The following is a 22,589-nucleotide window of genomic DNA, read 5'->3' on the forward strand; positions in this document are numbered from 1 at the left end:
CGCTGCGAATTACTTGGCGCCGGCCGCCGGAACCACGCGCTGCATGAATTCCCGGATCCGGCCGGCAATGAACGCGCCGTGATCTTCAAGGGCGAAGTGGCCGGTGTCGAGCATGTGGATCTCGGCGTCCGGCAGATGGCGCCTGTACGGTGCCGCACCGGCTGCCGGGAAGATCTCGTCATTCGAGCCCCAGGTGATCAGCATGGGTGGTTGGTGCTTGCTGAAGTATTCGTGCCAGGACGGATACAGCGGCACATTGGTCCGGTAGTCATAAAACAGGTCGAGCTGGATCTCGTCGTTGCCCGGGCGATCCAACAAGGCCTGGTCCAGCGTCCAGGCGTCCGGGCTGACCAGGCTCATGTCCTTGAACCCGGTGCTGTATTGCCAGTACGTGGCCTTCATCGTGGTCAACCAACGGATGGCCTCCCGCTCCTTGGCCGCGCCGGTCTCCCAGTAGGCCATGATGCCGTCCCAGAACGGATGGCCAAAGCCTTCCATGTAGGCGTTGCCGTTCTGGACCACGAATGCGGTGACGCGTTCGGGATGCTTCACCGCCAAGCGGAAGCCCACCGGTGCGCCGTAGTCCATCACGTAGAGCGCGTAGGTGTCCAGGCCGAGCAGCTGGGTGAACTTGTCGACGAGGTTTGCGTAGTTTTCGAAGGTGTAGGCGAACTTCGCGCGATCGGGCATCTCGCTCTGTCCATAGCCCGGGTAGTCGGGCGCGATGACGCGGAACTTGTCCGCCAGCAGCGGAATCAGGTTGCGGAACATCTGCGACGACGTCGGGAAGCCGTGCAGCAGCAGGAGCACGGGGGCATCCTCAGGGCCTGCGTCGCGATAGAAGACCTCGACACCGTCGACCTTCACTCGCTCATGGCGGATCGGGTTCGGCGAAGCGCCATTGGCAATGGGCGTGTTCATGTGATTCCTCGTGAATGATTGCGGGTCTCCTCCGACTCACGGATGCCGCGCGCCGGGGAGTGGTTGTCGCGACATCGCTTTCTCGGTATGCGATGTCGACGGGTCTCAGCGTAGGCGCCGATCCTGTCCATGACATCCCGCCAAGGGTGGTGTCGAGGGTGACCTTCGGACAGGCCCGCCCGCTGGCGCCAGCGGTCAATCCTGCTTCGGATCCGCTGCAGACACGGCTGCGACCTTCGCCCTCAGCGTCGCCAGTTCCGCAACCATCGGCGCGGTCATCTCAAGGACCTCCGCCTCGGTGAAGCGTGGCGTGATGTGCTGGGGGCAATTCCAGTCGAAGGCGTGCACGTCGATGACGATGGCGCGCTCTGCCCTGGCGGCGTAACCAGGGACCTGAAGCGACTCGACAAGGTCGGCGTCGACAGCACGATCGACGACCCGTGCCTGGCCCCAGATCTTGAGCCGACTCGGATGCGAGTGGTCCATCAGGATGAGCGCGATGCGCCCATCGGCATCGAGATTGCCGACGCTGACGTATTGAAGGTTGCCTCGAAAATCGGCGAACCCGATGGTCTTCGGGGCTATCACCTTCAGGAAGCCGCGAGGCCCACCGCGGAACTGGACGTAGGGCCAGCCCGACTCCCCGACGCTGGCCTGAAAGAAGCCGTCCATCCGCTCGATGAACCGGGCTTCGTCCTCGGTCAGCTCGTCCTGCCGCACCCTCGAAACCTCAAGCCCCCGGTTGGACTGCCGGGAACCGTAGCGCTGTTGCGCCGCCTTCACCGACGGTGTGAACGTGATCTCTGCAAATGCGCGTGCCATGGAATCTCCTGAATGGGTTGACAACAAGAAAATGAACGGAAACGGCTGCGCGCGGCCAGGCTACGGCCCGACGCCGCGGAAAAAAGCAGGCCCCTCACTCGGACGCAGGAGCCGCTATGCCGCCAGCGGGATGACTGCTTCAGTGGCCTTGTCAAGAATGGGGTACCTCAACTTCAGAACCCCTGGGACACAACGATGGAAACACGTCCGCCACTGCCGCCTTTCACGCGTGAAACCGCGCTTCAGAAGATTCGCCTGGCCGAGGACGGCTGGAACACGCGAGACCCGGCCCGCGTGGCGCTGGCCTACAGCGAGGACACCCGCTGGCGGAATCGGTCCGAGTTCGCTGTGGGACGGCCGGCCGCACAGGCACTGTTGCAGCGCAAGTGGCAGCGGGAACTCGAGTACCGGTTGATCAAGGAACTCTGGGCCTTCGAGGGCCACCGGATCGCCGTTCGCTTCGCCTACGAATGGCATGACGAGGCCACGAACTGGTATCGCAGCTACGGCAATGAAAACTGGGAGTTCAATGCAGCGGGCCTGATGACGCATCGGCATGCCAGCATCAACGACCTGCCCATCGCGCAAGCAGATCGAAAGTTCTTCTGGCCGCTGGGCCGGCGGCCGGACGATCACCCGGGCCTGAGCGTACTCGGGATGTGACAACGCGTCGACGACGCTCGGCGCGGACACCCAGGCAGGTGTCCGCGCCGCAACCGAGGTTCAGCCTTCCTGTGCGCCGAACATGGACTTGGCGTACAGGATGCCGAGCCCATAGGCCCCGCCGACCTGCTGCGCGATGGCCGTGGTCAGATCGTAGGTCTCGCTGCGCGCCCAGTCGCGCTGCAGTTCGAGCAGGTACTGCATCGCAGTCATCGGCCGGGCGCCGACCTGCACCATGCGCGTCACTGCACGCTCATGCGCCTCGGCCGACACGTCGCCGCAGGCATCGGTGATCACATAGGCCTCGAATCCCTGCTCGATGGCCGACAGCACCGGGTCCACGATGCAGACGGAAGTCCACAGGCCGGCAAAGACAAGGCGATCCTTGCCGATGGCATTCACCACCTTGATGACGTTCTCGTCTTCCCAGCAGTTCATCGACGTGCGGTCCAGCAGTTCCTGGCCCGGGAATGCCTCGGTGATCTCGCTGAACATGGGCCCGGAGAAGCCCTTCGCGGCCACCGTGTTCAGCACCGTCGGAACCTTGAAGCCAGCGGCCGCCCGGGAGATGATGGCCGCATTGGTGCGCAGGGTGGTGGCGTCGATGGAGGTGGTGGCGAAGGCCATCTGGGGTTGGAAGTCGATCAGCAGCAGGGCGTGATCCTTGGGGGTCAGAAGACCGGCAGCAGCGGTGGCCTTGGCGGCGATGGGCATGGGGCATCCTTTCGGGTGACAGTGACAAGTGTTGGAATTTCACGGTCGGTTCACGACCGTCTCACCAGTGTCATTGCGTCGCGGCGACCGCTGATCCGCCATGTGGCCGAGTCGAAATCGGCCTCAGGTCGACCGCCCCGACCAGTCCACATTGAGACGCGATCCACACCGCCTCGGTCCGGCACCTGGCGTCCAGCTTTCCAAGCAGTGCGCGCACATGGGACTTGACCGTGCCCACCGAAATCCCAAGTGAGCGCGCCACCTCCTTGTTGTTGCGTCCGCGGAACACAAAGGCAAGCACCTCACTTTCCCGCCGGGTCAACGTAGGTCGGGCGAGGCCGTCGGCCATGCGATGCGTTGCGGTGGTGCACAGGTATCGGCGCCCCGCAGCCACCGCTCTCGCAGCACTCACGACCTCGTCCGCCGAACCGCCGATCAGCACGTATCCCCGAACGCCCGCCTCCAGCGCACGCTGAACATCGGCCTCTTGCCCGCGCATCGAAACAATCATGACCTTGGTGTGCGCGACCGGGTCAAGACGATGGTTCAAGGCCCACCGCACGCCGCTGTCGTGGTCGACCACCAGCAGGTCCGGCACGCTCGGCTGCGGCGAGGCCATGTGGCCCTCGCTCGCAGGCGGCTGCACATCGAAGTCGGACCATGCGCCAAGCAACTGGCGAAGCCCGGCCTCGACAACGGCATTTTCGTGATGCAACTGCACCACCGTGGGTGTGATCAAAGACATGGGATTGCTCCTTCCGGATTGAGATTCCCCATCGTCGTCCACAGGGGTCACCGGAGCGAGTTAACCGCGGTTAAATCTGGTCTCTTCCGCCATGCTGGGCAAGGATGATTCGCCGACGCCCGAACAGTTTGGCGTCCAGGGAATACGCCCCTGGCCCCAACAGCGACAGCGCCGCAGCCTCAAGGATCGTGCAAGCGCTCACCGCGCCCACTGCGTCCCACTCGCCAGCCTGATTCAGCAGCATCGGCAACACGCAGAGGATGCACAGCGCTGAAATGGCCGGCGTGAAAAGCCCGGCCCACAGCGCGATCGCCACGCCCCACGGCGCCAGCGATGCCGCGCCCGAGCCAAGCCATCCAGGCTGCCGCAGAACGCATGCCAACAGCAGGACGCTGAGTGCAACCCGCATGATCAACAACGCAAGCCCGGGCAGCCCCGCCGGGAAGCCGGTAAACAGTCTTTGCATGGGCTCGCACGCTATGAGGGCATCGCCGGAAAGCCAATGCCAATCCGAGTTAGGACCCATTCATCCTTTCGATTGATGGCGCGCCGAGTGCTGCTCGGTAGAGTCGGCCTAACCAAGGTCACCAAGGTCACCAAGGTCACCGAGGTCCGCGTAGATCGCATTGAGCGACCTGCCCGCCGCCGTGGTTCGGACTTGTGTGCCCGCCGCTCGGCATGCACAAATTCGCAATGGGACGGGATCGGCACCATGCTCGAACTTGCCAACCAGCCAACCATCGTCCAACGAGCTTGGCTCCTCGTCGTTTGCGCGATGGGCCTCGGCCTGCTGCTCGTTGCGGTCTTCCGGATCTGCGTTCGCCGGCTCGCCACCAGGATGCATGGCCGCTGGGAACAACGCATGGCACAGCAAGCGCGCATTTCGCGCGAACTGCATGACACGCTGCTGCAAAGTACACAGGGGCTGATCCTGCAATTCCAGGTGGTGCTTGACAACATGCCGCAGGGAGATCCGGCGCGTGCCGCATTGGTCGAGACGCTGGAGCGTGTCGATGCAGTGTTGGCTGTGGGGCGCGAGCGGGTGCTCGACCTGCGCATCTCGGCAGAGCCGCTGGGCGACCTGCCTGTCGCCTACGCCGCCACCGGCGAGGCGCTGAGGCAAGGCCGCAATGTCACCTTCAAGACCATCGTCGACGGCACGGCACAGGAACTCGTCCCCAAGGTCAAGGCCGAGGTCTATCGCATTGGCCGAGAAGCGCTGCTCAACGCCTTTCGCCACGCGCATGCGGCCAACATCGAGGTCCAGATCGTCTACACCGACACCCGCCTGCGCATCCGCGTCCGCGACGATGGCACCGGCATCGATGCGCGCATGTTCGAGGGCGAGGCTGTCGACGATCACGGCGGGGTCTTTGGCATGCAGACGCGCGCTGCACGAATCGGCGCACAGCTCGACATCTGGAGTCGTCCCGGTGCGGGCACTGAAGTCGAGTTGATCATCTCCGCATCGCTTGCCTACAAGTTTGGGTCAAGCGGCAGCCGACCGCCTTCAGACGACGATGCGTGATGGCCCAAGGATTCGTCGCGCTACCGGCTGCCGCAAACGTGGCGGCCGCTCAGAGTTCTTCGTTGAGGATGCCCCGACGCATCGCGATGACGACGGCCTGCAGGCGGTCACTCGCACCGAGCTTGACGAGGATGCTCTTCATGTGCGTCTTGATGGTCTCCTCCGATACGCCGAGCCGGTCCGCGACCTGCTTGTTGGCGCCCCCCGCAGCCACCTGGGTGATGACGTCGACCTCGCGCGGTGAGAGTGCTTCGTCAGCCAGGCGCAGCGAGAGTTCCTGCGCCACTTCGGGCGCGATGAACCGCTTGCCGCCATGCACGGTCCGCACGGCAGCGACAAGCTCCTTGCGCAGTGTGTTTTTCAACAGGTAGCCGCTGGCCCCGATCTTGAGCGCCCGAAGGGCCTGCACGTCTCCGCGGTAGGTGGTCAGCACGACGATGCGCGCCGCGGGGTCCCGGCTCAGCATCTCGCCCATCGCCGCCATGCCATTCATGCGTGGCATCTGCAGGTCCATCAGCGTGACATCCGGCCTGTGTTGCTCGAACAGGGCCAGCGCCTCGATGCCGTCACCCGCCTCGCCGACCAGGGTCATGTCCGGCTGGCCGGCGATGACCGCCCCAATGCCGGCCCGGACCATCGGATGGTCGTCGACAACGAGGAGGCGAATGGGGCGGTCGGTAGTCTCGGACATGTGCGCGGCGCGCCTTGGGCGTTCAAAGTTCTTGCGGGACCTTAACGCCCCGGAGCAATCATCGTCGACAACCACAAGACCCGCCTCCCTCGGTCGAGTGAGGCGCCCGTCCCTGCATGACGGCTGGCGACGCGAGCTGGGGCTCCCTAAAGTCCTGACGCATCCAGTCAGCGCATGCGGCCAAGGAACTCACGACCTGTTGCAGACGGGGCCGCGCACCCGCCCAGCCAGACGCCGGCATTGGCGCCTGCCCTGGCACGGCGGTTTCACCAACGCGAGGTCCATCATCCAACACGAACCCATCGCAGCGACGCCGAGGTCTTACGCCTTCGGCGAGTTCGTGCTCGTTCCCGAGCGTCAAGCGCTTTTCAGAAACGGCACGCAGGTCCGGATCGGTCAGCGCGCATTGGAGCTGCTCACGGTTCTGGTGGGTGGCGCGGGCCAACTGCTGACCAAGCGCGAACTGTTGGCGCGCGTCTGGGCAGACACCGTGGTGGAGGATGGCAGCCTCAAGGCCCACATGGCGGCCTTGCGACGGGTGCTCGGCGACGCGCCGACGGCAAGCCGCTACATCGCGACCGTGAGCGGACGTGGGTATCGGTTCATCGCGGACGTCAAGCCAGGCGCCACGCCCGGCGCCATGCCAGATGCTTCTGCGCCAACGGTCCGCAGCCACAACTTGCCCGCCAGCCGCACCACTGTCCTGGGGCGGACCGAGGTGATCGAGGAAGCCTGGGAAGCGCTGGCGCAATCCCGCATGCTTTCCATTGTCGGGGCCGGCGGTGTTGGCAAGACCACGGTCGCGCTCGCCGTGGCAAGGCAGGCGGTCGGGGCGTTCAGGAACGGCGTGTGGTGGATCGATCTGGCATCGCTCACCCACCCCGAGTCGATGCCCGGCGCCATCGCCAGCGCGGTGGGCTTCGCGGCGCAGGACACCGGCGCGCTGGCGGCCTTGTGTGGGCACCTGCGCGAGCGCGAGCTGATGCTGGTGTTCGACAACTGCGAGCACCTCATCGATGAAGCGGCCCGCTGCACCGCCGAAATTCTGGCGAATGCGGCCGGAATCAAGATCCTGACCACGAGCAGGGAACCCTTGCAGGTTGCGGGAGAGCGCGTGCGCAGGCTGGCGGGGTTGAGCGCACCGCCACCATCGGCCGGCCTGAGTGCTGCGCAGGCCCTGCGCTTCCCCGCGGTGCAGCTGTTCGTTGAAAGGGCAAGCGCCAGTTCCGAGCGGTTCGAATTCCGCGACTCGCACGCCGATCCGATTGCCGAAGTCTGCCGCAGGCTCGATGGCCTGGCACTGGCGATCGAACTCGCCGTGACAAGCCTCCCGGCCTTCGGCCTCAACGGCCTGTTGTCGCAGCTCGATGATCACACGCACCTGCTGACGGGGCGCCGCGCGGGTTCGGCGCGCCATCGAAGCCTGGCCGCGAGCTTCGACTGGAGCTACGACCTTCTTTCAGCAGACGAAGCAGCGGTCCTGCGCGCGGTCTCGGTGTTCGAGGGCGAGTTTGACTGCGTGGGCGCGTCGGCCGTCTCGAACCTGGCACTTGCCTCGGTGACAGAGATCCTGGCGCAGCTCGCTGCCAAGTCACTCATCTCGGGGAACCTGGGTCCTGCCAAGTCGCGCTACTTTCTGCACGGGACCACGCGTCACTGCAGCCGCCAGCGCTTGAGGCAGAGTGACGAAGAGCACCTGGTCCTTGCCAGGCACTCGCGCCACCTGTCGAGCCACCTCGGCCAGGTCGTCCACACCATCGCCGATGGCAAGCCCCTTGACCCGGCGATCACCGCAGACGACTTCACCCACGATGCACGGGCTGCACGCCCACGCTCGCCAGCACCGCCAAGCACTCGGCACGGCCCAAATGGAAAGCCCCACGACGGGTGTCCGACAGGGCCGAACCACCCCTCACACACACCACCCATCATCATTCATGACCGATAGAAGAGACTTTCTGAACGCCACCGGCGCCGCGGCTGCGGTCGCGCTCACCGCCACGCCAGCCTTGGCAGCGCAGCGAGGACCGTCCGACATTGCCACCCTTGTGCCCGACGGCATCAATCCCGTGGGTGTGCGCACGGCAGGCGTGCGCTTGATCCCCGTGGTCGGCGGCAAGTACAAGGTGTGGACCAAACGCGTCGGCAATGGCGCGACCAAGGTGCTGCTGCTCCATGGCGGCCCGGCCTTCTCGCACGAGTACCTGGAAGTCATGGCCGCGTTCCTGCCCGAGGCCGGCCACGAGATCTATTTCTACGACCAGCTGGGCGTCAACAACTCCGACCAACCCACCGACGCCTCGCTGTGGACGGTGCCGCGCTACCTGCAGGAAGTGGAAGAAGTCAGGCGCGGCCTGGGCCTGGACAAGTTCGTGCTGTTTGGCCATTCGTGGGGCGGCGTGCTGGCCATTGAGTACGCGCTGAAGCATCCGGAGGCTCTGAAGGGCCTGGTGATCTCCAACATGGTGGCCGGCATGCAGGCCTACCTGAAGCGGGTCAATCACCTCAAGGAGACCTTGCTGCCCGCGCCCTTGCTGAAGCAGATCAACGCGCTCGAGCAGGCCAAGGACTTCGAGAATCCGGCGTACGCGCAGATCATCATGGCGCACCTGTACAGCAAGATCATCTGCCGGCTGGACCCTTGGCCCGATGCGCTGATGCGCAGCTTCAAGCACATGAACAAGGACATCTACGTCCAGATGCAGGGGCCGAGCGAGTTCGAGGTGAGCGGCAGCCTGAAGGACTGGGACCGCTGGGACCGCCTGAAGGAGATCAGGACCCGCACCCTGCTCCTCGGCGCTGAGCACGACACGATGGATCCGAACGACATCCGGCGCATGGCGCAGATGATGCCGAACGCCAAGGCGGCCATCTGCCCCAACGGCAGCCACCTGGCCGTGTGGGACGACCAGGCAGCCTACTTCGGCCACCTGCTGCGTTTCCTCGCGTCCGTGTGACGAGCTCAGCATCGGCCTCTTGACCGGTGCTGGGCATCAATGGAGATTGCGGTCGAGGAACGCCAACATCAGACGCGCGACCTCGTCACCATGCGATGCCAATGCGAAATGGCCGGCGCCCTCGATCATGTGGACCTCGGCTTTGGGCAGGTCGCGCTTGAATGCCGCTGCCCCGGCGGGCAGGAAGAACGGGTCGGCCGCGCCCCAGACGGCCAGCAGCGGCGGCTGGTACTTGCGGAAGTACGCGTGCACGGCCGGGTACTGCTTCAGGTTGGACCGGTAGTCCAGCAGGATGGCCAGCTGGATGTCCTGCTGGCCCGGGCGATCCAGGAACTGCTGGTCAAGCAGGTAGCCATCCGGGGCGATGCGGGACGGCTCCTTCACGCCTTCGAAGTATTGCCACTTGGTGGTTTCCAGCTTGAACAGCATGCGCAAGGGATCGCGGCGCTGCGGCGAAGGGTCCTCCCAGAACACCCGCATCGGTGCCCAGGCGGGGCTGAGCCCCTCCTCGTAGGCATTCCCGTTTTGAGACACGATGGCCGTGATCCGGTCGGGATGGGCGACGGCCAGCCGCCAACCGATGGGGGCTCCGATGTCAAAGACATACAGCGCGTAGCGCCGGATCCCTTTCACTTCGGTGAAGCGGTCAACGACTTGCGTCAGTTCGTCGAAGGTGTATTGAAAGGGCACGCCGGTTTTCACCTCGGTCAAACCGAAGCCGGGAAGGTCGGGCGCGACCACGCGGTATTTCCCCGCAAGTTTGGGGATCAATTCCCTGAACAGGTGAGACGAACTGGGGAACCCGTGCAGCAGCAACACGACCGGCGCCTCCGCAGGCCCCGCCTCGCGATAGAAGATCTTGTGGCCATCGACTTCGGCGAATTCATGTCGAACGACAGCGCCAGCATTGGTGGGCGCGGCCGCAAAGGCGCTTGCCGCCGCCAAGAGCCACGAGATGGCAAAAGTGGACAGCCAGCGGAGACGGTTCAGGGGTGAGCGCATGTCAAATTTCCTGACGAATGACGAAAAGGATGCGAGCGGCCAAGTACATGGCACGTCGCATTGATGCCGGAGCTGAACGGGACCCGCCCACGGGCCGCTACCAGAGGTGCACGCGCGCCTCCGGCGGGAGGTAGAGCGCATCGGAGGGCTGCACATCGAAAGCCCGGTACCAGGCGTCCATGTTGCGCACGATGGCGTTGAGCCGGATGGCGGGCGGTGCGTGCGTGTCGATCAGCGTGAGCTGGCGCAGCGTGCCCTCGCGGATCTTGGAGCGCCTGAAGCGCGCGTGCGAGAGGAAGAAGCGCTGGTCGCCGGTGAGGCCGTCCAGCACCGGCGCCGGGCCGTGCTGCTGCTGGTAGCGCTGGTAGGCGAGGTACGCAGCTTCCATGCCGCTGAGGTCACCGATGTTCTCGCCCAGCGTGAAGGCGGCGTTGAGCTTCAGGCCCGGCAGCACCTCGTAGCCTTCGTACTGCTGGCGCAGCGCCGTGGTGCGCGCCTGGTAGGCCGTTTTGGCGGCGGCGGTCCACCAGTTCTCCAGCTTGCCGGTGGGACCGTGGCCGCTGCCCTGGTCGTCATAGGCATGGCCCATCTCATGGCCGATCAGCGTGCCGATGGCGCCGTAGTTCACCGCCGGGTCCGCGGCAGCGTCGAACGCAGGCGGCTGCAACATCGCGGCGAGGAAGGTGATCTGGTTGCTCGACGGGTCGTAATAGGCATTCACCGTCTGCGGCAGCATCAGCCAGCGGCGCTTGTCCACGGGCCGGTCCAGCTGCGCCACCACCTGCCGGCGCGCCAGCCCGGCGTGGCCCATCATGCTGGCCAGCAGGTTGCTGCGGTCGACCTGCAGCCCAGCGTCGTTCGGCGGTTCGGCCGGCGCGCCGATGCGCGCTTCGAAGGCGGCCAGCTTGGCCAGCGCCTTCTGCTGGGTCGCCTTGTCCATCCAGCCGGACTGGCGGATCAGCGTGCCGTAGGCCGCGCGCAGGTTGTCCACCATCTCGGTGACCTGTGCCACGGCGGCCGGCGGGAACCAGCGCGCGGTGTAGGCCTGGCCCAGCGTTTCGCCCATCACGGCGTTGACCAGTTGCACGCCGCGCACCCAGCGCGGCCGCTGCTGCTGCACGCCGTACAGCGTCTTCATGTGGAAATCGAAATGCGCTTCGCCGAAGGCCTTGGGCAGGTAGTCGGCGTTGTCGTTGACGAAGCGGAAAACCAGCCAGTCCTGCCAGGTCTGCAGTGGCGTGTCGGCATACAGGCGGCCGATGGCGGCCACCGCGGTGTTGTGCCCCAGCACGACGCTGCGCGGCGGCTTGAAGCCATACGCGGCCAGCAGCTGCGCCCAGTGGAACTGCGGCACGGCGGCCTGCAGCGCCGCCAGCGTCTTCGGGTCGTTCATGCGCGCTTCGTCGCGCGACTGTGTACCGGACCACTGCACCTTGGCGATGGCGGTTTCCAGCGCGACGATGGCGTCTGCCTTCGGCCCGGCCAGCGCCACGCCGGCCAGCTCGAGCATTTGCTGCACGTGACCGCGGTAGGCCTTGCGCGTGGCCGCGTACTGCGGGCCGTCGAGCAGGTACTGGTCCCGCGCCATGCCCAGCTCGCCCTGGCCGATGCCGATGACCTGGGTGTCCGGGTGCTCGTAGCTGGGCATCACCTCGACGGCGATGGGCGAGGCGTACTCCGGTGCGGCGAACAGCAGCTGCAGCGCGGCCTTGCTGTGCGCTGCGGCAATGCGCGCGAGGTAAGGCTGCAGCGGCTTCAGGCCGCGCGCGCCGATGGCGGTGTCGTCCATCCAGCTGGCGTACAGGTCGCCGGCCTTGCGCATCGAGGCGCTGGCACCTTCAGGATGGGCGGCGGCGGTTTCGAGCAGCTCGCGCAGGTGCGCCTCCACGTCGGCCGACAGCTGGGCGCTGGTGCCCACCACTTCGCGGTCGGCCGGGATCTCGGTGCGCGCGGCCCAGGCGCCGTTGGCGTGGCGCCAGAAGTCGTCGCCCGGGCGCACCTGCAGGTCGCGGGCGCTCAGGTCGATGCCACCGGCAGGCAATTCAGCGGAAGCCGATGGGCCCCAGCCACAGAGAAAAATCGCCACTGCTGCTAGCGGCGCTGTCAATTTCGAATTCAAGGCAACCTCGGTCAAGTTTCAAACACAAGCGCCAACACGCTCGTCACGAACACGGTTTCATCCCGCCCTTCTCAAACCCCATGCGGCCGAGACTTGCAAGGCACCCAAGGTCGGCAAGGTTCGGGGCCGAGTAGCAGTCACCCGCAGTGCAGCGCTGCTGCCATCGGATGAGGACTGCCGGGACATTGCGCTGAGGTCAGCCACCGCATCCATCGGCCGCGCGATCAACCCCCGCTGCGACGCGATCCACAAGGCCTCGGTCCGGCACCGTGCCCCGAGCTTCATCAAGAGCCCTCGCACGTGGGACTTGACCGTGCCCACGGAGATGTCCAGGGCACGCGCCACTTCCTTGTTGTTGTTGCCGCGGAAGACCAGGGCCAGGACCTCGCTCTCGCGCATCGTCAGGGTGGGTTGCGCCAGGCTGTCTGCCATCAGGAGGGTGGCGGCAGTGCAAAGATGCCGGCGCCCCGCGGCAAGCGCCCGCGCCGCGTTGACGATGTCGTCCGCCGAGCAGTCGATCAACACATAGCCGCGCACGCCCGCCGCCAGGGCGCTGCGCACATCGGTCTCCTGTCCCGTCATCGACACGACCATGATGCTGGTGCGCGGGTGCCGCTGCAGGTTCTTGGCCCACTGGATCCCGCTCGCATGGTCCAGGACGATCACGTCAGGATCTCCTGTTGGTGCAGTGAAGCCACTGGCGCCCTTGGCACCGCGCACTTCGAACTCGGGCCAGGCGCCAAGAATGCGGCGCAGCCCTGCCTCGACGACGGCGTTCTCGTGCGTGACCTCGATGACTGCGGGGGTGAACAAAGCCATGGCATCGCTCCTTTGTCTGGAAGCCTGCATGGTCGCGCCGGGTGGCATCGAGTGCCAGTTAACCGCGGTTAAATCTCGTCATGCCCGCAGCGAGAACCTGGCAAGACGGCCGCGCACGCCGATGAGCCGCTCGACCCAAGTGCGTCGCCAGCGTTTGTAGGCAATCCTGGCGGGAACCTCAAGGGCGACCGTCGTGCCCCGCTCGCCCGAGCTGACACGCAGGCGCCCGTTCAGGCGATCCGCCCGTTCCCGCAGGCCGACAAGGCCCCAACGCCGGGCGTGCGGCTGATTCGCGTCGAACCCGTGGCCGTCGTCTGAGACCTGGAGCAGGAACTGCTTGGGCCCATAGGCCATGTGCAGCTGGACGCGCGTGCCCTGGGCGTGGCGAAACGCGTTGCTCATGGCCTCCGTGGCAACGCGCTGGCATTCCTGCACGGCCACCGGATCAAGCTCGCGGACCGGGCCGTCAATGCTCATGTCGAACGAAACGCCCGAGTCCTGCGACCACCGCTCGCCGATCAGCCGCAGGTCCTGGGAGAAACCCATCGACCGGTCCGTCGACAGCCGAAGATCGGTCACCGCATCGCGTCCATCCGCAATCACTTCGTCGGCGCAATCCAGCGCGTCTTGCATCAAGCCCCTGGCGCGCTCTTGCGACGGGATCTGTTCCATCACGGCATGGAACCGCAACACCAAGCCATTCACGGCTTGCAGGAAGGTGTCATGCAACTCGCGCGCGATGCGCTCGCGTTCGACCATCCGCTCTTCCAGGCGCAGGCGCAAGCGAGCCTTGACGGCACGCAGCCTCAACCAGTAGAGCCACCCCAATGCCGCAGCCGCTGCCGCCCCGCACAGCGCGAGGAACCAGGGCGTCTGCACGAAAGTGGGGGGAATGACGAAGTCGATGCTGGCGCCGGTTTCATTCCACAAGCCGTCGTTGTTGGCAGCGAGGACCTGGAACCGATGGTGGCCTGGCGGCAGGTCCCTGAAATACGCTTCCCGGCGCGTGCCGACCTCCTGCCATTCGGCATTCGCCTCGCCAAGGCGATAGCGGAACATCACGCGTTCGGGCATCGTCAGGCTGGGCGCCGTGTAGGTGATCTTCAGGTCGCGCGTGTGCATTGGCAACTGTGTTGGCACATCCGGTTCGAATGCGTAGGAAATGCCGTCCGCGACGATGGTCTTCACCATCACGGAGGGGGCGACGGCGTTGCGCGGCATGCGCGAGGGCTCGGTCCAGACAACGCCGTTGACCGTTGAAAACCAGATGCGGCCGCCGTTGCCCATGGCGGTTGCCGGCAGCCCCGGCAAGCCATCCAGGTGGTTCAGCAGCGCATGGCGGACGGGATGTTCGGGCCGGCCAAGCGCCTGCGCCAGCTCGTCGGCCGCGATGTGCACCACGCCGTCGACCGTGCTCAGCCACAGGTCATCGTTTGAACCCGGCACGATGCCGGAGACCCCGATGAATGCGCCGCGAGTTCCCGTGATGGGTCTCAGCACGCGGCCCTCCAGGTGCCACAGACCTTTTTCAGCGCCGACCCAGATGTGGCTGCCTTGCTGCACGAATGAATTCACGGCACCGAGGTTCGCTTGCGGCCGCGCGTCTCGCGGCGAAGTCACGATCGTCAGGCGGTCACTGTCAAGAACTGCCACCGTGCCATCGTCGTAACCGAACCAGACCCGACCCTGCGCGTCGGTGAACAAGGCCGTCGTGTTCTGCGTGGGCATGTCGGTGCGCCCGCCCCACAAGGTCCACGCGTCCCCGACCACCCGGTACACACCCACCCGCAGCACGGACACCCACATGGCACCGTGGGCGTCCTGCGTCATCGTCTGGATGTTGGAATAGGCGTAGGCGGCCGGGCCACCCTGCGCGCCAGGCCGGGCCGAACGCCGCCAATGTCGATCAGGCTGAAGCTCCCAGATCGAATCGCCGCCGGCCACCCACAGCGAACCCTCGGCGCTGCTGTAGACGGTATCCACTCCCACGCTCGCCAACTTGTTGAAGTCGATCTGCGCCTGGGAGGCCGGACCGGCGCGGAAGATGTTGCCCCGCGAGGTGCCGATCCATGCGTCGCGTTCACCTGCAGGCGCCAGCGAAAACTCGTTCGATCCGACATCAAGCGGCAATTTTAACAGGGCCGGCGCTCGAAAGCGGTCGAGGCCCGCGCGGGTGGCAAACCACAGATTGCCTTCGAGATCTTCAAGCGCGGCCGAGACGGATTCGCCAGTCAATGGCGCGAGATCGGTCTTGTAGCCGCGCCACGCCTTGACAGTGGACGCTGTGTTCTCCGAGGGCGGTGGGAAACGGCCTGCGCCTTCGCTTCCGCCAACCCACAGGTGGCCTTCCCTGTCGAAAGCACATGCGGCTTCCTCGCTGACGCTGACCTGCCTGTCGTGCCATTCCGGCACCAGCGCGCTGGCGCCGAGCGGCACTTTCAGCGCCAGCGTGCGCACGTGCCCGGAAGTGCACAGCATGGCTGCGCCGCCGGGTGCCAGGAGCATCGTGATGAAGTTGGATTTGCCGAGCGCGATCGGCATTTTCTCGAACCGGGTCGCGCCGTCCCTGAGATAAAAAATCTGCTCGTTGCCCTTCACCCACAGGGTGCGGTCGCGATCGACAACAAGCGCCTCCAAAGGATCCGTCGGTGCGTTCCAGGCGGCACCAGCCAACTGCCACAGCCCGCGTTCGAGTCGGAACAGCCCTCGTGTCGTCCCGGCCCACACCGTCCCGTCCCCTGCGTGCCCGATGGCTGTCACGGACGAAGCGGGCAGCCCCTCTGCCCGGCCATAGTTGACCAGGTGGCCACCCTGCAAGTGGCTGATGCCGCCGAGGTGATGCCCGATCCACAGGCCGTCTTCCGGGGTCGCATGCAAGGAAAAAATGTCCTGCGACAGAAGCGCAACGGCATTGGTGCCGGAGAAGCGTTCGAAGGCGACGCCGTCGAAGCGAAACAAGCCACCCGAGGTGCCCAGCCACAGAAAACCGTCCGAGGTCTGGGCGATGGCCTCGATGCCAGTCGGCACACCATCGTGGACGGTCCACTGCGTGTGATACAGCTGCGAAATGTTGTATTGAGCAGGCAAAGCATGCGCGGCCGGACAAGTCAGCGCAATGACCGCAAAGGCCTGCATCAGGCACAAGTACCAAGCGCGCAGGCCCCACCGATGCATGACGAAGCCAAAAGCCGGCGACGGGCGCTGGCCGTGGTGGTCCGCGGACACGCGTCGCGTCACCGTCACATCGTTTCGAGACGGCTTCGTGCTCTTCGCAGGTCAGTCGTTTCAAACCCTTCGCTGAATCGCTGGTAGATGGACCACAGCATGTCCCTGGCCTGCTCGCGCAATCCGGCATCGGCCCACAACGCGGCCAGGTTGGTCGCCGACCTGAGTTCCCATGCAAGCGCTCCCTGCTCATGCGCCATGGTGATCGACTGGCTGTAGCACTCAGCCGCCGCCTCTGCCCACCCGATTTGCTTGCCCGCTTCGATGAACGTTCCTTTCAAGCGCAGCATTTCGGGGATGCCCCAGACCTGGCCGCTGTTCACCGACAGCGCGATCGCTTCGTCAATGCTCGCGAGTGCGCCCGTGGTGTCACCGCGCAGCGACAGCACATGACCCAGATTCGCCAGAAATGGCGCGTATCGAATGCCAAGACTCCCGTCTCGGATCTGGATGAGCGTTTCCTCGTAGCGCTTCAAGTCCACGGCACCGCCGGCATCGAGCAGCCACTTCACACGCATGCACGCCACCATGGCACCCCACATCGGCAAGCCATGCTCGGACGCATACTTCTCGACAAAATTCAGCGCATGGTCCGCATCGGAGAAGTCCCCTGTGTAGATGGCAAGGGGCGCCGAGGTCAGCACGATGGCAGAACAAACGGACGCCGCGTAATTGCAACCCTCCGCCGCCGCACGCTGGCGCCGCGCGGTCTCGACGGCCTGATCTGAAAAGCCGAGCAACCACAACACAAGCGCCAACGAGCCGCGCGCTTCCAAACGCTGATCGAACTGGAATCGGGCGGTTTCCCAGCCTGCACGCGCTTGAACCGGTGAAGCAAGGAAATCTTCAAGATGGCGGCGCGACTGGGACAGGTCGCCCAGGTAGTGCAAGGCGGATCCCGCGTGAGCGTCGGCATTGGCAACCGCGATCAGGTCACCTTCCGCGCTGGCGAGCACTCGTATCTCGGCGGCAAGCGCCAAGGCTGATCGGGAGTCGCCCTCCCACAAATGGTATTCCGACAATCTCTTGAGGCATTCCAGCCGCAGGTCCGCACGGTTCATTTCTTCGGCAAGCGCCAAAGCCTTCATGAACAGGTCTTTGACTTCTCGCATGGGGCCGCGCGTGAACAACTGCGCCCCACCGGAAGCGAGGTACAGCGTCAGTTCGTCTTGCGTGCTTCGGTCAGCCTTGGCGCTGCGCTCCAGTGCCCGCTTCACGAACAGCCGGCACTCCTCGAAAAGTGACAAGCGTTCCCAGAACGGAATTGCCGCAACGGTGAGCTTCACCCCCAGTGCTGCGTGCGCTGAACCGGCAAAAGCCCAGTCAATCGCGGTGCGAATGTCGTCGATTTTCTCGGCGTGACAGGCAAGCCAGTCCGCCCCTGTCAAACGATCATCGTCTGCCGTTGCATGCTCCGCCAGCTCGAGAAAATGCAGGGCATGGCGCAGGCGAGCGCCGTCCGGCTCGTCGTGCATGGCGAGCTTCTCCGATGCGTAGCTGCGGGTGGTGTCGAGCAGTCGATATTCCAACTCGATCTCGCCGGGTTCCGCGGCGAGGAGCGACTTGGCGACAAGGTTGGCCACCCCTTCCACAACCTTGACACGATCGATGTGGTCGTCAGCAGCCACAGCGCAAGCCGACGCCAAGGTGAACGCGCCTGCGAACACAGACAAGCGAGACAAGATGGCCTGATCGCTGTTCGACAGGAGGTCAAAACTCCAGTCGATGGTCGCCATCAACGTCTGGTGCCGATCCGGACCGGACCGGCGCCCTTTCAGCAACCGGAAGCGGTCGTTGAGCAAGGCCAGGATTTCGTCGATGCCGAAGGCGTCGACTCGCGTCGCGGCAAGCTCGATTGCCAGCGCGAGGCCGTCGAGACGCCGGCAGATTTCGGCCGCGGCGGGGGCGTCCGCATCGCTCAACTTGAACGACTCAAGTCTGTCGGCCGCGCGTTCGACAAAGAGTTCCACGGCCGGGAAGGCCACGGCTTGCGCCCGGTCCATCGCCGGAGCGACAGGTGGCGTTTTCAATCCCGGCAGCCTTCGCACCCGCTCGCCCTGCAAGCCGAGCGGTTCCCGGCTGGTGACCAGGATCCTGACATTCGGCGCCTCGGTGAGGAGGCGGTCCACGCAAGCGGCGGCGGCGTCGATGATGTGCTCGCAGCTGTCGAGCACCAGCAGCATCTCGCGATCGCGCAGGAAGCCGCAAAGCGCGGCCAGCACATTGGCCGAATGCGCCGCCATGCCGACGGCGGTCGCGATGGCGGTGGGGACCAAGGACGAATCCTTCAGCGGCGCGAGGTCCACCAGCCAAGCCCCGTCCTTGAACAACGGCAGCGCGCGTTCGGCAACCGCCAGCGCAACGGTCGTCTTCCCGATCCCGCCCGGCCCGACAATCGACACGAGCCGCGCTCCCTCCATGTCCTGCTGCAGCGCGGCGATTGTTTCCGTCCTGCCAACCACGCGTGTGGTGCCGGTGGGAAAGTTGTGGTTGCGCGTGGGCTGCGCATGGTTCACGGAGGGTTCTGCCAATCCCCAGAACTGCACATCGGCGACGAACCGATACCCTCTGCCGATCACGGTCGCGATGTACCGGGGGTCTCCGCCCTCTTCACCAAGAAGGCGCCGCAAGCCAGCCATGTTCACCTTGAGATTGCTCTCGTCGACGATGGTGGTGGGCCATGCGCGCGCCATCAGTCCCCGCTTGGTCACCATCTCCCCTGGGCGCTCCACCAGCGCCGTGAGGATGTCGAGCGCACGCCCACCGATGCGCAGCGGCGTTTCACCTCTCAGCAGCAACTGTCGTTCAGGCCAAAGGGTGAATGGCCCGAAAGCGAATGCCCTGCGAGGACGCTCCGCCGCATGGTTCATGGCTCTGCGTACTCCTTACATCCAAAACACTGTGGAAATCAATTCGGCGGGCGAAGCCTATCTTCCGATGCACACCGAATCAATTCTTCTTTGGTCGACCATCGGCGGCGAGAGGTGGGGTGGTGCTCGACTTTGGTCGAGTTGTACCTCCTCTTTGTGCAGACCGCTTGGCGATTGCAACGCGCAGGCACCGGCCACGCCGTCGCGCCATTGCCATTCGCTGGCTCCCTGGCGATTGGTCGAGCAGCCCTAGACCATGGTCGAGTTGGATGCGACATCGGGCGCACGGTAAGCTCGTCGTCTTCGACCAAGCGCGAGAAGCGGCTGCGCTCGCACGGATGGAACATGGTCCTGGCTGAGGAAGCCGCGAGGAACTTCTGTGAGTGAACAATCACCGCCTGGCCCGATGGACGCGGATCGTCAGGCGACGCTTCCACACGCGGTCGCCGACGACAAGGCATCACCGCGGAGCGATGACCACTTTGAAGACCTCTTCCGGCTTGCCTCGACCTGGCGGGGATTGGACCCGACGGCCATCGCCGAGAGCCTCCTTGAGGCGCTGGTCGACATTCTCGAACTGGACTTCGCCGCGCTTAGATTCAGCGACACCGTCCACCTCTTTCTGCGGATCGGCAAATCATTTTCGACCACGCACAGCGCCGGAGACCTTGTCCCTTCGATCGACAGCTGGCTTGGGACCCATCCGGAGCTGGGGTCAGCGGCAATGACCGTTGGGAAAGAGGTGTTGCATGTGGCGGCGTTGCCGCTGGGCGAGATTGCCAGCATGGGCTCGCTTGTGGTTGGCTCACGGCGCACCGGCTTCCCGCTGCGTCCGGAATGGCTGCGTCTGAAGGTCGCGGCCATGCAGGCGGGTCTGGCATGCCGGGAAATCCGCGAGCTGAACGACCTGCGGCCGCCGGCGGACACCCGCATGGAGAAACCCACCGGCGCGGCACTCGCAGAAAGCGAATGGCGTCTGAACCTCATCATCAACACCATTCCCGCGATGGCCTGGTCGGCAACGCCGGACGGCATGCTGGACTTCTGCAACCAGCACTTCCTGGACTTCGTCGGACTCTCTTCCAGCGAGATCCTGGGGCTGGGCTTCTACCGCATCTTTCACCCGGACGACATGCCGCACCTGCTGGCGGCATGGCAGGAGATCATGGCGTCCAAGCGCGCCAGGGAAATCGATGGCCGCATCCGGCGCGCCGATGGCGAGTACCGGTGGTTCACACTTCGGCAGAACCCTTTGCTGGACCCGAGCGGCAAGGTCTCGAAGTGGTATGGCGTTGTCCTGGACATCGAAGATCGCAAGCGCGCAGAAGAAGCCCTGAAGCATGCCAGGTCGGCCCTCGTGGCCAGCGAGCAGAACATTCGCCTCATCGTCGACTCGCTTCCTGTTCTGGCGTGGGTGGCCCGTCCGGATGGCACCGCCGAGTTCGTCAATCGACGCTGGGCCGAATACGCGGGCGTGGAAGCCGAGCAGATCCTTGAGTGGGGCTTCCTGAACTTCTACCACCCCGATGATGTGGCTGGCATGGTCGAGACATGGAAAGACGCACTCGAGACGCGCGACCGCATGGACCTGAAGGGGCGGATCCGGCGATTCGATGGCGAGTACCGCTGGTTCTATTTTTCCGGGCGGAAGATCACCGACGCGAACGGCGTGGTCCGGTGGGTCGGTGCCAATGTCGACTTCGAAGATCTTCAGCGCGCCGAAGACGCACTCAAGGCCAGTGAGCAACGACTGAAGTTGATCATCGACACCATCCCCGTCATGGCTTGGTCTTCTGATGCGGGTGGTTACGTCGATTTCTTCAGCAAGAACCTGCTCGATTTTTGCGGGCTGCGGTACGAAGACGTTGTGGGAGAAGGCTACAGCCGCATGTTCCACCAGGATGACGTCGACTCCATGTTGCACCGCTGGGAGCGCGTGCGGTCGATCAAGCGCGGCGAAGAGATCGATGCACGCGTTCGTCGGGCCGACGGTGAATACAGGTGGTTCACGTTTCGGCAGAGCCCGCTGCTGGACGCCAACGGAGACGTCGTGAAGTGGTATGGGGCCCTCATCGAGATCGAAGATCGCAAACGCGCGGAAGATGAGCTGCGCCAAAGCCAGAACGAACTGGCACGCGTCGCACGAATGACCACCCTGGGAGAGCTGGCCGTGTCCATTGCACACGAGGTGAATCAACCGTTGATGGCGATCGTCACCGATGCCGGGACCTGCATGCGCTGGCTCGACGAGGCGCAATTCGATGCCACTCGCGCGCGGCAGGCAGCCGAACGCGTGGTGAGAGAGGGACATCGCGCAGGCGAAATCGTGGCCGGCATTCGCGCGCTTGCCCGCAAGGCACCCGCGCGCATGGAGCCCATGGACCTGCATCAAGCGATTCGCGACGTGTTGCTGGTGTTGAACGGCGAATTCCGCCGCCGAAACGTCGATGCGAACTTCGACGTCGGAGCGGAGCCGCTCATCGTGCTCGGCGACCGTACGCAATTGCAGCAGGTGCTGTTGAACCTGGTGATGAACAGCGTCGAATCGATGGCCGACACCGAGCAGGTGGGCAGGCGCCTGAAGATCTGCAGTGCCGTGCGGGAAGACGGGTTCGGTCAGGTCAGCGTCATCGACACAGGCACGGGCGTCCAGCGAGGCGACATGGACCGCATCTTCGACGCCTTTTTCAGCACCAAGCCCGGCGGCATCGGGATGGGGTTGTCAATCTGCCGCTCCATTGTTGAAGCCCACGGTGGGTCGGTTTCCGCCCGGAACGAGGTGCCGCGTGGCAGCACCTTCAGCTTCACGGTGCCTTTGGCGGTGGGGGCCATGGCATGAACAAGGGGTTGGAAACCGGAGATCCAAGCGTTGTGGTGATCGATGACGACACCAGCGTGTGCGAGGCGCTGCGGGGCCTGTTCGAGTCCGTTGGGCTCCCTACGAAGACCTATGGGTCCGTACAGGCATTCCTTGCGGCAAAGCCGCCCGACGGATCCTGCTGCGTCGTGCTCGACATCCGACTGCCTGGGCAAAGCGGCCTCGAATTTCAGGAGGCACTGGCGAGAAGCGGCTCCCCTCAGGCCGTCATCCTGATCAGCGGCCACGTCGACGTCCAGATGGCCGTGCGTGCCATGAAAGCCGGGGCCGTCGATGTGCTTGCCAAGCCGGTGCGTGAACAGGACTTGTTGGAAGCCGTCAACCGAGCCATCAAACAGGCAGCGAAGAGGCGCAAGGATGTCGAACGAATGACTTCCCTGCAGGCCCGGCATGCGCTGCTGACCGACCGAGAGCGTCAGGTCATGGCTTTGGTCACCGCAGGCCTGCTGAACAAGCAGATTGCTGAAAGAGTGAGCATCGCGGAGGCCACGGTCAAACTCCATCGCGGGCAGGTGATGCGCAAAATGGGCGCCGAATCGGTGCCTGATCTGGTGCGGATGGCGGACCTGCTCGGCCAGGAAAATGACCAGGGGAGCGGGGAACCCGGTCCGCTTGGACCACTGTAGCTTTCGACA

17 protein-coding genes are annotated in these 22,589 nt (G+C 64.8%); 6 read left to right on the forward strand and 11 right to left on the reverse strand.

All coding sequences use genetic code 11. The annotated features are described in order from the left end of the window. Positions 1-9: 9 nt before the first annotated feature. Positions 10-921: an alpha/beta hydrolase gene (locus tag ACAH41_RS06770; protein ID WP_325652320.1), complete on the reverse strand. Its 912-nt coding sequence runs from the start codon at positions 919-921 to the stop codon at positions 10-12. Between the two features lie 195 nt (positions 922-1,116). Continuing rightward, positions 1,117-1,743, reverse strand: a complete 627-nt coding sequence (locus ACAH41_RS06775) for a pyridoxamine 5'-phosphate oxidase family protein (RefSeq protein ID WP_325652323.1) — start codon at positions 1,741-1,743, stop codon at positions 1,117-1,119. A gap of 195 nt (positions 1,744-1,938) precedes the next feature. Between ACAH41_RS06775 and ACAH41_RS06780 the strand changes: the two genes are divergently transcribed. Continuing rightward, complete coding sequence (locus tag ACAH41_RS06780; protein ID WP_325652324.1) at positions 1,939-2,406, forward strand: nuclear transport factor 2 family protein; 468 nt, start codon at positions 1,939-1,941, stop codon at positions 2,404-2,406. Positions 2,407-2,466: 60 nt separating this feature from the next. Here the strand turns inward: ACAH41_RS06780 and ACAH41_RS06785 are convergent, their stop codons facing one another. From ACAH41_RS06785 to ACAH41_RS06795, 3 genes are all read right to left on the reverse strand, one after another. Further along, the gene (locus tag ACAH41_RS06785) at positions 2,467-3,120 is read right to left on the reverse strand and encodes a hydrolase (RefSeq protein ID WP_325652325.1); all 654 of its coding nucleotides are present in this window, start codon (positions 3,118-3,120) and stop codon (positions 2,467-2,469) included. A gap of 70 nt (positions 3,121-3,190) precedes the next feature. Beyond that, positions 3,191-3,865, reverse strand: a complete 675-nt coding sequence (locus ACAH41_RS06790; protein WP_325652326.1) for a response regulator transcription factor — start codon at positions 3,863-3,865, stop codon at positions 3,191-3,193. A 70-nt stretch (positions 3,866-3,935) separates the two neighbouring features. Then, a complete protein-coding gene (locus ACAH41_RS06795) occupies positions 3,936-4,331 on the reverse strand; it encodes a hypothetical protein (protein WP_325652328.1) in 396 nt (131 codons plus the stop codon). Between the two features lie 246 nt (positions 4,332-4,577). On the opposite strand from ACAH41_RS06795, the gene ACAH41_RS06800 reads away from it, so the two are divergent. Beyond that, positions 4,578-5,393 (forward strand): ATP-binding protein, encoded by an 816-nt coding sequence (locus ACAH41_RS06800; RefSeq protein WP_325652330.1) that lies wholly within the window; start codon positions 4,578-4,580, stop codon positions 5,391-5,393. A gap of 49 nt (positions 5,394-5,442) precedes the next feature. On the opposite strand, the gene ACAH41_RS06805 is transcribed toward ACAH41_RS06800, so the two are convergent. Next, positions 5,443-6,084 (reverse strand): response regulator transcription factor, encoded by a 642-nt coding sequence (locus ACAH41_RS06805; RefSeq protein ID WP_325652332.1) that lies wholly within the window; start codon positions 6,082-6,084, stop codon positions 5,443-5,445. Positions 6,085-6,424: 340 nt separating this feature from the next. Here ACAH41_RS06805 and ACAH41_RS06810 point away from each other — a divergent pair, with 340 nt between their 5' ends. After that, positions 6,425-8,032, forward strand: coding sequence for a winged helix-turn-helix domain-containing protein (locus tag ACAH41_RS06810; RefSeq protein WP_325652334.1), 1,608 nt, complete (start codon positions 6,425-6,427; stop codon positions 8,030-8,032). Continuing rightward, positions 8,022-9,041: a proline iminopeptidase-family hydrolase gene (locus ACAH41_RS06815; protein WP_325652336.1), complete on the forward strand. Its 1,020-nt coding sequence runs from the start codon at positions 8,022-8,024 to the stop codon at positions 9,039-9,041. Before ACAH41_RS06810 ends, ACAH41_RS06815 begins: the two co-directional genes overlap by 11 nt. 36 nt (positions 9,042-9,077) lie before the next feature. Here the strand turns inward: ACAH41_RS06815 and ACAH41_RS06820 are convergent, their stop codons facing one another. The 5 genes from ACAH41_RS06820 to ACAH41_RS06840 form a co-directional block, all read right to left on the reverse strand. After that, positions 9,078-10,043 carry an alpha/beta hydrolase gene (locus ACAH41_RS06820; RefSeq protein ID WP_325652337.1) on the reverse strand — a complete coding sequence of 322 codons (966 nt, stop codon included), beginning with the start codon at positions 10,041-10,043 and terminating at the stop codon, positions 9,078-9,080. Positions 10,044-10,140: 97 nt separating this feature from the next. Continuing rightward, on the reverse strand, positions 10,141-12,084 hold the full coding sequence (locus ACAH41_RS06825; RefSeq protein WP_325652338.1) for a M13 family metallopeptidase: 1,944 nt from the start codon (positions 12,082-12,084) through the stop codon (positions 10,141-10,143). Positions 12,085-12,219: 135 nt separating this feature from the next. After that, on the reverse strand, positions 12,220-12,981 hold the full coding sequence (locus tag ACAH41_RS06830) for a response regulator transcription factor (protein WP_325652340.1): 762 nt from the start codon (positions 12,979-12,981) through the stop codon (positions 12,220-12,222). A 78-nt stretch (positions 12,982-13,059) separates the two neighbouring features. After that, complete coding sequence (locus tag ACAH41_RS06835; RefSeq protein WP_370538231.1) at positions 13,060-16,206, reverse strand: triple tyrosine motif-containing protein; 3,147 nt, start codon at positions 16,204-16,206, stop codon at positions 13,060-13,062. Between the two features lie 14 nt (positions 16,207-16,220). After that, positions 16,221-19,076, reverse strand: a complete 2,856-nt coding sequence (locus tag ACAH41_RS06840) for a winged helix-turn-helix domain-containing protein (RefSeq protein WP_325652343.1) — start codon at positions 19,074-19,076, stop codon at positions 16,221-16,223. A gap of 406 nt (positions 19,077-19,482) precedes the next feature. On the opposite strand from ACAH41_RS06840, the gene ACAH41_RS06845 reads away from it, so the two are divergent. Next, a complete protein-coding gene (locus ACAH41_RS06845) occupies positions 19,483-21,915 on the forward strand; it encodes a PAS domain S-box protein (protein ID WP_325652344.1) in 2,433 nt (810 codons plus the stop codon). Continuing rightward, on the forward strand, positions 21,912-22,580 hold the full coding sequence (locus ACAH41_RS06850; RefSeq protein WP_325652346.1) for a response regulator: 669 nt from the start codon (positions 21,912-21,914) through the stop codon (positions 22,578-22,580). Before ACAH41_RS06845 ends, ACAH41_RS06850 begins: the two co-directional genes overlap by 4 nt. Positions 22,581-22,589 lie beyond the last annotated feature (9 nt).

Origin of the sequence: Ideonella sp. (assembly GCF_041287625.1) — a bacterium.
Taxonomy (GTDB): domain Bacteria; phylum Pseudomonadota; class Gammaproteobacteria; order Burkholderiales; family Burkholderiaceae_C; genus Ideonella.